This window comes from Mesorhizobium sp. M0077 (assembly GCF_040322955.1).
Classification (GTDB): domain Bacteria; phylum Pseudomonadota; class Alphaproteobacteria; order Rhizobiales; family Rhizobiaceae; genus Mesorhizobium.
Map to the genome: position 1 here is coordinate 1 of NZ_JAMYUL010000025.1, position 14,152 is coordinate 14,152.

At 57.0% G+C, this 14,152-nt stretch carries 15 protein-coding genes and 2 pseudogenes; 13 read left to right on the top strand and 4 right to left on the bottom strand.

Annotation, left to right across the window (positions count from 1 at the left end; translation table 11 throughout):
* Positions 1-623: ATP-binding cassette domain-containing protein (locus NKJ57_RS29305; RefSeq protein ID WP_352513606.1), on the top strand; the 623-nt coding region annotated here is incomplete at its 5' end.
* Positions 610-1,923, top strand: coding sequence for an HlyD family type I secretion periplasmic adaptor subunit (locus NKJ57_RS29310; protein ID WP_352513607.1), 1,314 nt, complete (start codon positions 610-612; stop codon positions 1,921-1,923). The genes NKJ57_RS29305 and NKJ57_RS29310, both read left to right, overlap by 14 nt.
* Before the next feature lie 267 nt (positions 1,924-2,190).
* On the opposite strand, the gene NKJ57_RS29315 is transcribed toward NKJ57_RS29310, so the two are convergent.
* Positions 2,191-2,418: a hypothetical protein gene (locus NKJ57_RS29315; RefSeq protein WP_155924076.1), complete on the bottom strand. Its 228-nt coding sequence runs from the start codon at positions 2,416-2,418 to the stop codon at positions 2,191-2,193.
* A 532-nt stretch (positions 2,419-2,950) separates the two neighbouring features.
* Between NKJ57_RS29315 and NKJ57_RS29320 the strand changes: the two are divergent.
* From NKJ57_RS29320 to NKJ57_RS30975, 5 genes and pseudogenes are all read left to right on the top strand, one after another.
* Positions 2,951-3,178, top strand: a pseudogene (locus NKJ57_RS29320) (helix-turn-helix domain-containing protein); the annotation flags it as partial.
* 140 nt (positions 3,179-3,318) lie between these two features.
* Positions 3,319-3,489, top strand: coding sequence for a hypothetical protein (locus tag NKJ57_RS29325; RefSeq protein WP_352513608.1), 171 nt, complete (start codon positions 3,319-3,321; stop codon positions 3,487-3,489).
* Positions 3,490-3,649: 160 nt separating this feature from the next.
* The gene (locus NKJ57_RS29330; RefSeq protein WP_352513609.1) at positions 3,650-4,228 is read left to right on the top strand and encodes a hypothetical protein; all 579 of its coding nucleotides are present in this window, start codon (positions 3,650-3,652) and stop codon (positions 4,226-4,228) included.
* Between the two features lie 253 nt (positions 4,229-4,481).
* Positions 4,482-5,084: a hypothetical protein gene (locus tag NKJ57_RS29335; protein WP_023703256.1), complete on the top strand. Its 603-nt coding sequence runs from the start codon at positions 4,482-4,484 to the stop codon at positions 5,082-5,084.
* The gene (locus NKJ57_RS30975) at positions 5,081-5,485 is read left to right on the top strand and encodes a PIN-like domain-containing protein (RefSeq protein WP_245266100.1); all 405 of its coding nucleotides are present in this window, start codon (positions 5,081-5,083) and stop codon (positions 5,483-5,485) included. The genes NKJ57_RS29335 and NKJ57_RS30975 overlap by 4 nt, the downstream gene beginning before the upstream one ends.
* Positions 5,486-5,494: 9 nt before the next feature.
* Here NKJ57_RS30975 and NKJ57_RS29350 read toward each other — a convergent pair whose 3' ends face one another.
* The gene (locus tag NKJ57_RS29350) at positions 5,495-5,863 is read right to left on the bottom strand and encodes a sunset domain-containing protein (RefSeq protein WP_023750018.1); all 369 of its coding nucleotides are present in this window, start codon (positions 5,861-5,863) and stop codon (positions 5,495-5,497) included.
* Positions 5,864-6,642: 779 nt separating this feature from the next.
* On the opposite strand from NKJ57_RS29350, the gene hxsD reads away from it, so the two are divergent.
* From hxsD to NKJ57_RS29370, 4 genes are all read left to right on the top strand, one after another.
* Positions 6,643-6,975, top strand: coding sequence for a His-Xaa-Ser system protein HxsD (gene hxsD / locus NKJ57_RS29355; RefSeq protein ID WP_023672253.1), 333 nt, complete (start codon positions 6,643-6,645; stop codon positions 6,973-6,975).
* A 31-nt stretch (positions 6,976-7,006) separates the two neighbouring features.
* Entirely contained in the window at positions 7,007-8,425 is a 1,419-nt protein-coding gene (gene hxsB / locus NKJ57_RS29360) for a His-Xaa-Ser system radical SAM maturase HxsB (RefSeq protein ID WP_352513610.1), read from the top strand.
* Between the two features lies 1 nt (position 8,426).
* Positions 8,427-9,593 carry a His-Xaa-Ser system radical SAM maturase HxsC gene (hxsC, locus tag NKJ57_RS29365; protein ID WP_352513611.1) on the top strand — a complete coding sequence of 389 codons (1,167 nt, stop codon included), beginning with the start codon at positions 8,427-8,429 and terminating at the stop codon, positions 9,591-9,593.
* Positions 9,594-9,705: 112 nt separating this feature from the next.
* Positions 9,706-10,260 carry a PH domain-containing protein gene (locus tag NKJ57_RS29370; RefSeq protein ID WP_023672256.1) on the top strand — a complete coding sequence of 185 codons (555 nt, stop codon included), beginning with the start codon at positions 9,706-9,708 and terminating at the stop codon, positions 10,258-10,260.
* Between the two features lie 2,312 nt (positions 10,261-12,572).
* On the opposite strand, the gene NKJ57_RS29375 is transcribed toward NKJ57_RS29370, so the two are convergent.
* Both NKJ57_RS29375 and NKJ57_RS29380 read right to left on the bottom strand, forming a co-directional pair.
* Positions 12,573-12,764, bottom strand: coding sequence for a hypothetical protein (locus NKJ57_RS29375; protein ID WP_023672259.1), 192 nt, complete (start codon positions 12,762-12,764; stop codon positions 12,573-12,575).
* Positions 12,765-12,898: 134 nt separating this feature from the next.
* Entirely contained in the window at positions 12,899-13,108 is a 210-nt protein-coding gene (locus tag NKJ57_RS29380) for a hypothetical protein (protein ID WP_023672260.1), read from the bottom strand.
* Between the two features lie 25 nt (positions 13,109-13,133).
* On the opposite strand from NKJ57_RS29380, the gene NKJ57_RS30980 reads away from it, so the two are divergent.
* Both NKJ57_RS30980 and NKJ57_RS29385 read left to right on the top strand, forming a co-directional pair.
* Positions 13,134-13,367, top strand: coding sequence for a Y4oE-related protein (locus tag NKJ57_RS30980; RefSeq protein ID WP_023699541.1), 234 nt, complete (start codon positions 13,134-13,136; stop codon positions 13,365-13,367).
* A gap of 197 nt (positions 13,368-13,564) precedes the next feature.
* Positions 13,565-14,152 (top strand): annotated as a pseudogene (locus tag NKJ57_RS29385) (zinc-binding dehydrogenase); the annotation flags it as partial.

Sequence of the window (14,152 nt, forward strand, 5' to 3'; positions counted from 1 at the left end):
CGACACTCTCGCGCGCCATCGTCGGCGCATGGACGCCGGTCGCCGGGAAGGTTCGCATCGACAGCGCAAGCCTCGATCAATGGGACCGGGAAGCACTAGGCCGCCATATCGGCTATCTGCCGCAAGGTGTTGAACTGTTCGACGGCACCATTGCCGAAAACATTGCTCGTTTTGAACATGATCCTGACCCTGAGGCTATTGTCGCCGCGGCGAAAGCAGCGGGCACGCACGAACTGATCCTCCGATTTGAGCACGGATACGAAACTCCGATTGGTGAGGTCGGATCGGCACTTTCCGCCGGGCAGCGCCAGCTTATCGGTCTTGCCCGTGCCCTTTATCGAGACCCTTTCCTTGTTGTGCTGGATGAACCCAATATCCATCTCGACGCGGAAGGCGAAGCTGCAGTCGCTAAGGCGATCGCCTCCGTGCGCGAGCGCAAGGGCATTGCGGTTGTTGTCTGCCATCAGCCGAGCGTCATCCGCGCCGTGGATTTGGTGTTGGTGATGGAAGGTGGACGGCAGCGATCATTCGGTGCGCCTTCCAAAGTCCTGAAGGCCATCGAGTCTACACAGGATAACGTGGCAGAGCGCGCTGACATGGAGGATACCGGTGTCCGGCATTGATCAGAACAATGACGTTTCAAGCTCCATTCGCCGCCACCTGGTGGCGGGCTTTCTGGCGAGCGTGATCTTTGTGGGAGGAGCCGGAGCCTGGGCGACCTTCACGAATCTCTCCGGTGCGGTTGTAGCGTCCGGACACTTTGTCGTCGTTTCCTATGTCAAGAAGGTGCAGCACCCGACTGGCGGGGTGGTGGGAGAAATCCTGGTGCGCGAAGGCGACAAGGTAAAAGCCGGCGACATCCTCATGCGGCTCGATGCCACCCAGGCGCGCGCTAATCTCGCCATAGTCACCAAGCGGCTCGATGAGCTGGCCGCCTACCTGGCACGACTCGATGCTGAGCGTGACGATCTCGCGGAAATCCCCTTCCCGGACTGGCTACTCGCCCGAAGAGATGTTCCGGACGTAGCTTCGGCAATAGAGAGCGAGACGTTGCTGTTCGAATTCCGCAGGCAATCCCGCGACGGGAAGCAGGCGCAATTGGCGGAACGCATTACTCAATATCACCACGAGATCGAAGGACTCAAGGCGCAGGAAATTGCCTGTGAAAAAATGATCGAGGTTCTCCAAAAGGAAATTGCTGTTCTAAGTGGGCTGCGCAACCAAGGCATTGTCTCGGACCAACGGTTGAACAGCCTGAAGATCCAGGTTGCCACTTTCGGTGGCGAACGCGGTGAGAAGATCGCAGATCAGGCACAGACGGCAGCCCGCATAGCCGAAACGCGCCTGCAGATCCCGCAGATCGATCAGGATTTCAAGTCGGAAGTGGGCCAGGAGCTCAGAGAGGTTCAGGCGCAGGTCGGGGAGTATGTTGAGCGCAAGGTGGCGGTTGAACAGGAACTGCGGCGGATCGATATCGTCGCGCCGCAGTCAGGCACCATTCAACAACTCGCAATTCATACGGTCGGCGGAGTGATCACGCCCGCCGATCCGATCATGCTAATCGTGCCGGAAGGCGACGATCTTGCGCTTGAAGTACGAATCACCCCGAAGGACATCGACCAAATCCAGCTTGGTCACAAGGCCGTGCTGCGGATGTCAGCCTTCAATCTGAGAACCACGCCGATATTGAACGGATATGTCAGCCGGATCGCAGCCGATCTGGCGACGGATGAAAAAAACGGCATTTCGTACTACCTGGTGCGCCTGTCGGTTCCGCAGGCGGAACTGACGAAGCTCAAGGGCCTGACGCTCGTGCCCGGTATGCCGGCCGAAGCGATGGTCCAGACGGGTGAGCGTACGGCGCTTTCCTATTTCGTGAAGCCGCTGTCGGACCAAATCAGTCGGACATTCCGGGAGGAATGAAATAAGCCACAGGAATCTATTGTTGCTATTTCTGTTGATTGTCCGCATGCTATGTGCGTGGTAAGATCTGAAAGCACAGACATTTCCTACTTGCCTCTGGGCACCGCTTGTTTCTGTAATATTCAGCTCATGTTGCAACTGAGTATCCTTGGTTTCCAACGGTTTTTACTGGTGCGCGGCTGATGGACGCGACATGAAACGCGACATGAAAAACCCGCCACCAGCCGCAGCGGGCTGTTCGTTTCTCTGATGCGGAATGAAAGTCAGTCAGTGCCGCGTGGCTGACATCGCCTCGAACATATCCCAAGCCGCATCTCGGTTTCGGTGCTTGCCGAGAATGGGGACCCAGCACTGCTTCGCAAAGATCCGAGCTTCTAGATCGTCAGGATGCGTATCGGTCACAAGCGCCGCCCAGTCCCACTTCCGGGCTTCGCGGCGCATCACGTCGACCACAAACCAGCCGGAAGGCGGTCGATCACGTTCGGTCGTTCGCATGGCAGTTTCCTTCTGAACGAAAGATCATTGCCGTTCACTCAGCGGCCTGAAGTCAACGCCGACAGCCTGCAAGACGAGCAGCGCACGCGTGGCTGGCGAGGGCACCGTTTCCCATGTCGGGCTACAACTCTCGGTCATCGTAGCGGGAAATGGTAATGCGCCGCAAGAGTGTTGCAGGGCACGAGGGCTGTTTGGCGGTAGGGGTTGCGCTCGCGAGGGTAGATGTCGCGCATAAGCAGCAGACGTTCGAAGAACAGCCACTCACTGTAGGCTTGCAGCAGTTCCTCCTCCGAGGGCAGAGGCGCCGGTTGCGGCGAGACATGCGCCGCGGCCGCGCCTCTTATGGCCGGAATAGAGGCGATGGCACCGAGCAGGGCGCGGGAAAATCTTCTAAGGGAAGGCAGCGGCCATAGCTTCGCCGGCCTCCAGAAGAGGGGTGTTAGGCATTTGGGTCTGCATTTGCGATAACGTTGCACTAATGGTATAAGGCTGCACGTATCGTACAGTCACTTTAATGTAAGGTTTAACTAAAATGACACTTTCGCCATCTCAATGCCGGGCAGCCCGGGCGCTTGTTGGATGGTCGCAGGATCAGCTGGCAGCGGCCTCCCAGGTGGCCAAGACGACCATTGCCAATTTCGAAGCTGGCAAGCGGACGCCATACGACCGCACGTTGGTCGACCTGCAGGCCGCTCTGGAGGCTGCCGGGGTTGAGCTCATTCCGCAGAATGGAGGAGGCGCCGGCGTGAGGCTCGCAAAGCCGTAGCCGGGCCGGCGCTTGCGTTCGCGCTCAACCGGCGCGAAGCTGCCTTTTGAGGAACGGGAGGGCATACGTATGGCAATCAGATATCGAGCGACGACAACGATCCGGCTCAACACGGATGGCAATGGGGTGCTTGGATGTTGATCGTGTCTCCGCTGGTGCAGGCGATTAGCTGGTACTACTATTTTGCGAAGCCGGGCTATGGATGGCTCGGCCTTATTGCCCTCACCAGCGTGACAGTGCCCTGCGGCTTCGTGCTGCTACTGATCGGCCGCGACTATGACAGTATCGTCGACGAGACGAACTGACGCCTCGCCGATGGAGCGGCGCGATGCCCAAGGACAATACGTCTGGCATGCAGCGGGGGGAGGAAGACCTAGGCTGGCGCGTCCCGATGGGCTTTGCCGCGTCGCTCTGGCTGCATTCCTGCTTGGAGGCATTGGCCCGACTACTCGACGATCTGCCGAGATGGCCAAGGCGGCGCCATTTGCGCCCGAGAATGGATCGGCGCGGCAAGCGGATGGATGGCAGCGAGTGCGGCCGCCGTTGCGCGATCAGGCCGCTGCTAGGTCAGTTGCGGGGGCAGCGCAGACAGACGGAATTCGCACCGGGCTACGCGCCGGCAACGCTCAGTGCGACCCATGTGAAAAACGGCCTCGAGGACGCCGTCATTCACATCGTGAACTGGAAGTCCCAGCCGACGTCCTTGACGTCCGGATGGATGCTGGCCGGATGGCGGCCGGGATGTCGATCTCCAGAATTAACGTCTCAGGCGAGCAACTGGCACGCCATTCGGGTGAGGAGGCCATCAAAGGCATTGTGCGCATAGACGGATGGGAGGACCGGAATTCGCGACCGCCTTTCGTCGATGTCACGGTCTACATCACTTTTCACGATGGCGCGCCGGCGATCGTCCCTGTTGAATTCGAGGTGGCCCTAGTGGTCTACGCCGAGAAACCCTATCGAACAACGCTAGGCGCATCGATGAATGTCCGGGTCGAGGGCACCTTTCAGATCGACGAAACTTCGATGGTGTTTCAGCCGTAACCCTCGCCGGCAGAATTAACTTGCTCACAGGCTACCGTGTGCACTCCTCTGCGATCCTGATGATGCGACCGATAGATACATTGCCGCCAGCTGGACGGCGGCAGTGACCCCTTGCACGGTCTATGGAAGTGGATAACTCTTCCGGCATGTCGGTACGCCAGAACATTCAAGACGCAGAATTCTTCGGGGTAGGCTCCTACACCGTCGGAGAGGCCGCGCGCCTGATAGGGACGTCTGCGCTCAATATTTCGAGGTGGATGAAGGGCTACACCTCCGCCGCGAAGAAGTTGAGCATCGAATCGCGCCGCTATGGTCATCGCAGTGGCCGATCATCGACAATCATCTCGAGATCGGATTCCGTGACCTGATCGAGCTCCGCTTTGTCAAAGCATTCACAGGGGCCGGCGTCGGCCTTTTGGCGGTTAGAAATTGCATCGAGTACGCACGTGAGTGTGTCAATGACGAGCGCCCGTTCTCAACCAGGCGCTTCCAGACTGACGGCAGAACGATCTTCCTCGAAGGAATAGAGCGTTCCGGTGAAACCAAGCTACTCGACCTGAAGAGGCGGCAGTATGTTTTCCGCCAGGTCATAGAGCGGACGTTCAAAGACCTGGATATCGAGGATGACGCGGTGGCGCGCTGGCGGCCCTTCAATGGCAAGCAGTCCATCGTGATCGACCCCCATCGTTCGTTCGGTCAGCCGATCGCCTCCAAATATGGCGTCCCGACCGTGGCGCTTGCGCAAGCTGTAGAAGCCGAAGGATTTGTGGAAAAGGTGGCGCGCCTTTTCGATGTCTCAGCTACCGCTGTTAGAGACGCCATGAAATTCGAAGAGAGCCTTCAGAGTGCCGCGTGAAAGCCCTGGTCGACGAAAACCTGTCGCCCGCTCTCGCCCGTTCGCTAAATGCCCTGTTCGCCGGGGAGCATGAGATCGTCCATATCAGAGAGAAGTTCGGCCCCGGCGTGAAAGATGTGGCCTGGATCGGCCAGCTGAGCACGGAGGGGGCGTTGGATCGTCATCTCTGGCGATCGACGCATTACCCGGAACAAGGTCGAATATGCTGCATTTCGAAGCTCTCGGCTCGTCGGGTTTTTTCTTTCGAAGGGCCTCTACAAGGCTCCGGTCGTCAAGCAAATGGAGCGGCTACTCGCCCTTTGGTGCACGATCGAAAAGCAATCGGAAATTGTCGCGGGCGGCGCGATGTTCGAACTTCCAATAAAGAGCACGCGCATCGAGCAACTGAAGGTGTAGTCTAAAGGCAATGGCTACACTTTCGCTTTCCGCCAGCCCGCCCACCACGCTTCCCATTGTGAGCAGAACCAGCGCTCTCCTCGAGCTGGGTTGACACGCGTAGCAGAGTAATATTCCTGCCCCGGCATATGGTAGATATGCTCGCCGCGCTCGTTAATATTGCCCTTGATATCGCAGCCCGCCTCGCGGACAGCCGCGTTGCTGGCCGACGAATCGCCGCCATGGTGAACGCGCGGCAGCTCGTGCCGATCGTCGCCGACTGCAAGATAGCCCGCGGAAGTCGCCCCGAGCATCACCAGAACGGCGGCGAGACGATAGCGGAAAAGCGAGCGCCACCAAGGCCGTCGCCTCTGCAACCTCCTGGCATGAACAGAATTGCCCATGATCCCTTCCCCGAGGCGAGAATGCATCGTCTGAAGCCGGGAGTCCAGTATCAGGCCGCAGCGCTGTAGCCCGCTTCCTTGATGCGGCGCCCGCGACGCTACAGGCGCGAGACATGGTCGGCACGACCGCTTCCCTCCTGATGGTGGCGCTTGGCGCCTGGCCCTATCGCTCCCGTGAGAGTAGGCCAGGAGGTCAGGCAGCGTGGCATGTAGGACTATGGTCCGCGTTGCGGCGAACCCCCATCAAGCGGAGATCGCCAATGGCCCAGAACCAAACCTTCCGAACAGCTGTCTCGGGCTGAAATCCGAGCGCTTTCTGGCGGCAGCCGAAGCGGCTGCAAAAGAGCATCGTCGGGCCGCTTCTGCGATCGATTGCGCTCAGAAGACGGACCCCGTCAACTCCACAATACAAGTATTTGACCCGGAACATTAGTGGTCCCTTAAGCACTTCTCCACAATCGGTACTTGTCCGGCTTGGCGCGTTTTGCTATTGAGTCCGTACAAACGGGGGTTTGGATAATGTCGAAACGCAATTTCCTGTCACCAATGGCCTTGTCGGCCACGATGATTCTCGGCGGCCAAGTTCAGGCTGCAGTCCTTGTCGAATCGGCAAATCAGCCTTCGACCAAGCTCGCTGAAGCTGGCACTGTCCCGGCGGACCTCGGCTACGGTGAGGTGCTAGATCGCTCAAATGGTACGGAAGTTATCATGGCGTACCACACCAGCCATTCGAGCCATGCTAGTCACGGGTCTCACTGCTCTGGCTACAGCTATTGTTGATGGCGGACACCCCTCGCGAGAGCGAGCTCGTCCAGACTGCCCAAGTCAAGTTTGATCTGTCAGTCTTCAGCCTCGACTGTGTAAAGCGCGCAGCGTATCGGGTAACCGGCAACGCTGCGGTTGAGATCACGATCGAGGGCGGCTTCGCAGTATGCACGATCAACTTCAGCAAGGCGGCCGCGCGAACTTCGGCCGACGCAGCGGTAGAAAGACTGCGGCTAGAGGTCTTGGATCAGGACCTGCGTAGCAGCATCGCCGCCGAAACCGCCACTGTTAGAAACGCGATACTGGCGCTTGCGTTTTCCAGATCGGGCCTGCAGTCCGATGACTAAGTTTGCTCCGGCAACTGAGTTCCAACGACCGTTGGACGACACTTATCAGCTCGCGTACTTTCGTTTTTCCCAGTTGGACGACGAGCGGTATGTGCTGACCAACCAAGCGGGCGAATATCTGGTATTGCCGCGCGCCGTGCTGGCTTCGTTTATCAGGCACGAGCTTCCCAGCACACACCCTGCCTACCCCCGCCTGCGCAGCAGGCAGTTCCTCTTTGATGCATCCTCCAATATCGGCAAGGAGCTGCTGGCGCTGAAGGTTCGGACCAAGGCAAGAAGGCTTGAGAACTTCACCTCGCTTCACATCATGGTCGTGTCTTTGCGGTGCGAGCACTCCTGCCCCTACTGTCAGGTATCTCGCCAAAGCGAAGATCGTTCAGCCTTCGATATGTCAGAGGAGACTGCCGAGAAGGCGTTGGCGCTCATTTTCCAGTCTCCAAGTCCGGCTATCAAGATCGAGTTCCAAGGCGGCGAGCCGCTCCTGAATTTCCCGTTGATCCAACACGTCGTGCATCGGGCTGAAGCGATCAACAAGGTCGCCGGGCGGTCGCTGCAATTCGTCATCACGACCAATCTCGCCGTCATCACCGACGAAACCTTGGAATTCTGTCGCGTGCACAGGATTCTAATTTCAACGTCGCTCGACGGACCGGCCACTCTTCACAATGCCAATCGACCGCGCCCGGGAAAGAACAGCTACGAATTGGCTGTGGCAGGTATCCACAAGGCCAGACTGGCTCTCGGCCATGAACGCGTCAGCGCACTTATGACAACGACCAAAGCCAGTCTTCCACTGGCGCGCGAGATCATTGACGAATACGTGCGGCTAGATTTCCCCGGAATATTTCTTCGCCCGCTTTCCCCTTACGGCTTCGCGGTCAAGACGAAATTGTACGCAGCCTATGACGTGGACCGCTGGCTCGATTTCTACTTCGACGGGCTGAATTACATCCTGGAACTGAACCGTAACGGCATTCCTTTCAAGGAGTTTTACGCGGCCACCATCCTTACAAAGATGCTCACGCCTTTCGAGCCAGGATATGTGGATCTTATGAGCCCGGCAGGCATCGGTATCTCCGCCGTTGTCTATAACTATGACGCCAGCGTCTACGCGTCCGACGAAGCACGAATGTTGGCCGAAATGGGCGACAAGACATTTCTGCTCGGGAATGTCCACGAAAACACCTATGGCGAGATTTTCGGGTCCGACGCTCTCCTCGATCCTATCGAGCAATCTTTTGCAGGCTCCGTACCGATGTGCGCCGACTGCGCTTACGAGCCGTTCTGTGGCTCCGATCCAGTATTCCATACCGCAACGCAGGGCGACTTTGTTGGCCTCAAAACGCGGTCGGGATTCTGCAATCGCAATATGTCGATCTCCAAGAGGCTGATCGACCTTATGGAGAGGGACGTTACCGCCCGAGAACTCTTTCTAAGTTGGGCGAATTAGGATGTTGCGACTGAGTGGCTTCGCTGCGTCAGCAAGCGTCGGTGATTTCTCACAGCGAGTGGCACTTAGGCTCGTGACGGGCCAAGCTGACCAAGCGCCTAACCGAGAACATGATGCGTATCTTTTCAAGGGGCAGACGTTTCATCCTGAATGCCAGTGGGTTGTCACCTTTGAGGAGCATCGGCCGGAAGCTGAGCGACTGTTTTCAGACCGACGACTAGTCGTTCTGCCCCACGAGTTCGACTACCTTAGCGAAGGAGACGTCATCCGCTTTGTGCCGGATCGGAAGGCAGTGCGTGTCCTGTTCAGAAAGGATGCCAACGCGAACTATTTCCTCGTAACGGAGCGGTGCAACCACCTGTGTTTGATGTGCTCCCAGCCACCCAAAGACGTTGATGATCGCTGGTTGGCGAGGGAGATTTTGGATGTGCTGCCCCTGCTGCCCGTAACGACCCCGTTTCTCGGGATCACTGGCGGTGAGCCAACGCTGGTGGGTGAGGACTTTTTTGACATTTTGTCATCAGCTCGTGACCACCTTCCGTCTACGCCGGTTCATATTCTTTCCAATGGCCGGACGTTCAAGGATCGGCAATTCGCAGAGCGCTATCAAGGGATTGGACATCCTCGTCTTTCGGTCGGCATACCGATCTATTCCGCCGACCCGGAAGTTCACGACTACGTGGTTCAGTCCAAAGGCGCCTTCGATGAGACCATCCGCGGGATCATGAACCTGAAGGCCGTCGGGGGTGAGGTTGAGATACGAGTTGTCGTTCACAAGCAGACCTATGAAGGTCTCGTCGACCTGTCAGATTTCGTTTTTAGAAACCTCACCTTCGTAGACCACGTGACGTTTATGGGACTGGAGATCACTGGCTTCACAAGGGCAAATATGGATAAGCTCTGGATGGACCCGTACGACTATCGAAGTGAGTTGCGGGCGGCTGTGCAATATCTGGCTGCGGCTAGGATCAATGTTTCAGTCTACAATCACCAGCTCTGTCTTCTTGATGGCTCTATCCACAAGTATGCAAAGCGGTCGATTAGTGACTGGAAAAATGCGTACTTGAACGAGTGCACAAGCTGCTCCAAGCGCGCCGAATGTGGTGGCTTCTTTTCATCTAGCCACCTTGCACGAAGCTCCCATATCTCGGCGTTTCAAACAAAATAGAACATCAGATTGGTTGAAAATTACGAAAGCCGTTCGCCCGGTGGGATAACCTAGCCTAAATCTTAGAAATACAATCTGTGCGCTGCTGACTCGGATAGCGATTGGAGAGAATATGACCTTCGATTTTAAAAATGCGTCCAAGGCGGAGCTTCGAATTGAGTATAAACGTATCGCCGATGAAATCGGCGACGATCAATTTTTTACAAAGAAAGAGCTAAATCACCTTCCGGAGATTCTTTCAGACGGTGAGCAGGTATTGGCATTCACTTCTGGGCTCATGGACGGCGACACGTGGCTCATCACCCTGACAGACCGACGTATCATCTTTCTCGACAAAGGAATGATCTACGGCCTGAAGCAGGCCAGCATAGGCCTTGACAAGGTAAATGCTGTTAGCGGCAAAACGGGGCTCATCTTTGGTTCGATCACCATCGAAGACGGAGCTTCGCAGCGGCACATCAGCAACGTTTGGAAGAAGACTGTTGTCAAATTCGTCAATAAGGTTAGGGATGCACTGGAGCAGAGAAGGCAGCCAGCTCCAGTCTACAATCAACCGCAGGGTACCGACGTGGTGTCAATGCTTGAGCGTCTCGGCGCTTTGAAGGCGAACGGAATCATCACAGATCAAGAATTCGAACAGCAAAAAAGAAAAATACTGGCGGGATAATGGAATTTATAGGGGTCGTTGTCGGGATTATACTCTTCATCTCCGTTTATTTTTGCGTCGGTATTACCCTGCGCTTCATTTGGGAGTGGTGGATACTCGTTATGTCGACCCCATCGCTTTTTGCGGCAGCTCTGCTGTACGGGTGGATTGGTGCACTTGTATCCATAAGCCTTTGGGCCTGGACGCTTACCTTGAATAACTCGTGGCACTCGAGTGCGGTATATTTCAGAGGCGCAGATTGGCTTGATAGGCGGTTTAATTTCAAGGATACCTAGCCGCTGCGGTTCCTCGCGCCCAGAGCCGTTATGACTGTTGATGGGGCTTTAGTGTTTTTATCGAGGAAATTCAATGAAAGTAAACGTCATCGGATTGACGGCAGCATTTCTACTCGGCTGCACCGCTTCCGCATACGCTGATTGCTTGGGTGAAAGCGACTACAGGGTCTGCACAGATTCCTATTCCGGTAAAAATGGGGATCAACATGTGAGATCGTACGATACCGAAGGGAATAACTATTCGATTGACACCGAAACTCTTCGCTTTCCGAACGGAGGCCAAGAGGTCACCAGTAGCGATAGCGAAGGAAACTCCTACTCCATTCGCTCCTGGAGAGACAGCACCGGAACTCATTCCGTGGACACTGAAGGCAACGAATGCACCATCACGCCATCAGGTACTATGATGGGATGCGGGGAATAGGTGCGATGCGATGAAGAAGTTCGGCGTCTTTGGCTGCACTGGTTGCGTAGCCGCCATTATCATAGGGTGGCTGCTCGGTGTGCGCATATTGGTAGTTCAACCGATCGGAGCCATTCCTGAGGGTGTAACTGCCATAGTATATGGGGTTCCGAATCTGCATCTCGTTGACAGTCCGGATGCCATCTGCCAACGAACCCAAGGGGGCGTCAGTCTCCTATGTAGAGGAATGACAGCTGCGGCAATTGCCAACCACGGCAAGATCCTTGCTCGGCTACCCTACAGCGAGATGCTTTTTCGTCTTAGCGGCGCTCCCGTTCTTGACCGGTAAGCCGGACGGCTTTCGATTTGCGCATATGTTGTTGTTGCACATCAGGGTATACTTGGAAGTGACACCAAAGCGTCGGGTTCAGCAGGGTTGCGCTGGGCAGCCCGGTCAGCGTCCGACACTTGCGGACGCTCCGTTATAAGACATTCCCTCTTCCTCTCGGAGGCGCGCGCGCCACTGTTCGACCCGCTCGTCGACCCATCCTACGGATGGAGCCCAGGACTTCGACTTGCTGGCCGTTTATTGACCGGCCGCTGGGTTGCTTTTCGGCATCGGCACACCAAGAAGCTTTGGACGCCTACGAGGTAGTGGCAGCTCGCTGAAGCGCCTAGCTCGCCTAATCACTTCGGATAAGATCGTCGTAAAGCGAGAGATATACGAAGCTCCGCCAAACGGGGGGTGCGGCTCGCAGCAGCAACAAATTCGCGTCAGGCTTCACGGAAGCTCTTGAAAAGATATGCCGAGCGCAAAGACCATGCCCTGCCGTGGGACATGGCCGGTGCAGTTGGGGGTGCTTGTGGGGCTTAACCGCACCGGCCACTGCGGGAAGATATGAGACCCCCACTCCTCTGCCTAAGATATAGGCATATTAGCAAGCGAGCAAATTATCTCGCAATGCCACCTTGAAGGCTCAACCGCGAAGCCAACTTAATTCCGAGAGAGCGGACGGAACTGGTGAGCACTTTGTCGAACCCCGGAAGCAGTGAGCATCTTTGGGCATTGGACCTTGCCGACCTGCGCAAGGAGTTTGGAAAGTTTCGTCAAGAGCGCGGGACAACGCCCCTTGAGTGGGACGAGCACACCGAAGCTGTTCCTTGAAGAACGACGGGAACGCCGCCGGGAACCGGATTTGTCCGAGCCGTTGGGGAATGGCTAGGCTAGCGTCGCGATCATCATTCACCTTCCGGCGTGGGGGTCTTGTTGTCAGCCCTTCGAACGCATGCACACACACCCCCCGGAACTTTTGCCGGGTCGCCGTGTTCGTTGGTGATGACGAAAATTGTTGACCTTGGACCGCCTAAGCCCGGCAAGCCACATGACGCTGACTGGCCGGAGCATTTCCATGCGTGCCCCATCTGCGGCCAGCAGGTAGACCGACACGACTTCCGGCAGGTGATGTGGCACGAGCAGCCCGATCACGAGCCGCTCGATCTCAACCAATAAAAAGCCTGCCGCCCTTCCGGCCGCGCGGGCTGACGACAGAGACGTCACACCGCAAGCCTCACCAGCAATGGAACAATGGGCCATCACCGTCGCGGCCCTGAGGGTACCCAGCCGCAGGAGGGTCCTAAAGCCGCACAACCTTGTCGAGATGCAGGCGTATCCGCTGGCCTTCTGCGAAGGCCAGTGCGAACGATTCCAGGGCGAATGAGCGTGTAATTTCCTGGTCAGTTTCAATGATGCGGACGACCCATTCGCCACTGGCTCCGACCACTTCCACGCAAGGCGCGGCCTTGCAGATTGGCACCACGTTGCCCATCACGTCCTCCCTACGAAAAGCAATGGCGAGTCGACTTAAAACCGTCGTAGCCGGTAGATCAATAACAATTGCTTGTTCGGATCGGACGAACCAACCTGGATGGGCAATACGATCGGGGGCTAATGCCACTTCGGTCAGGCGAACCCTCCGGGGAACCTACCGTGAGATAGCCTCTGCTTCAGGTCGTTGGCATTCAGGATGGCGGCCAGCTCTTCGGCATACTCCATGTCGGGAAGGTCGACAGATGGGTGGCCCGCTACAATAGCCGGGAGCCCGGTGAACACGTCGAATACCGTCCACGTCCCATCCGGTTCCTGCCTTTCGTCGTACCGCAGAGTTGCCATGAGGGGATCATATAGTCACCCTTAGGTGTTGGGAATATTTGGTCCACGGAGGCTCGCGATCCGGAGCGCTGATTTCGCCGCTTTGAAGATTGCCGATCTCGTCGACAGAGATCAGGCCGCTCAATCTGCGATCGAACTTTATGGGATGGAAGCACCGACCGCCGTGGCGCACTGCGCTTTGGAGGCGCATTTCGACGGTCGACCAGATGACTACCGCTTTTGGTGCGATGTCTTTCACCAACTGAGAAAACCAAACTGACGGAACTTTGCCGCAGCATCTTGTTCGGTCGCGCATGGCTAGAATAGCCGACCTTGGACCCGCCTATCCCCGGCAAGCCACACCAACCGCAGGACTGTGACGATCGATTTCACGCATGCCCGATCGGTCAGCAGGTCGACAAACGCGATTTCCGCCAGGTGATGTGGCACGAGCAACCAGATCACGATCCGCTTGAACTGGATCAGCTGCCCGGCGATGTCGACTTTACGGTGGGCGCTAGCCTGCCGATCTCCGGCCTAACCGCATGGCAGGGGCTGTTTCAGCATGGCCGCATCAAGGCCGGGCAGAGCGTTCTCGCGCATGGCGCTGCCGGTGCCGTCGGTTCGATGGTGGCGCAGCTTGCAAGGGAGGCCGGAGCCTATGTGATCGGCACCGGGCGGGCCGCCGACCGCCAGAAAGCGCTCGACTTCGGTGCAAATGAATTCCTCGACCTCGCAAAAGACACCCTTGAAGATGTAGGCAGCGTCGATCTGGTGTTCGATGTCATCGGCGGCGATATCCAGAAGCGATCCGCAACGCTCGTCCGCGCCGGAGGTATCCTTGTCACAGTCGTTGGACCAACGGACATTCGAGCTGCCGATGGCCTGACCGTTGACTTCGTCGTCGAGGCTGATCGCCCTCAGCTCTCTGAGATAGTGCAGCGGATCCGCGATGGACGACTGCGGACGAACATTGGCAAGGTTTCGAGCTTGGATGATGCCATCGGCACCTTCAACTCAACGGACCGACGCGCAGGAAAGACGGTTGTCCGCGTTCGTCCGTGA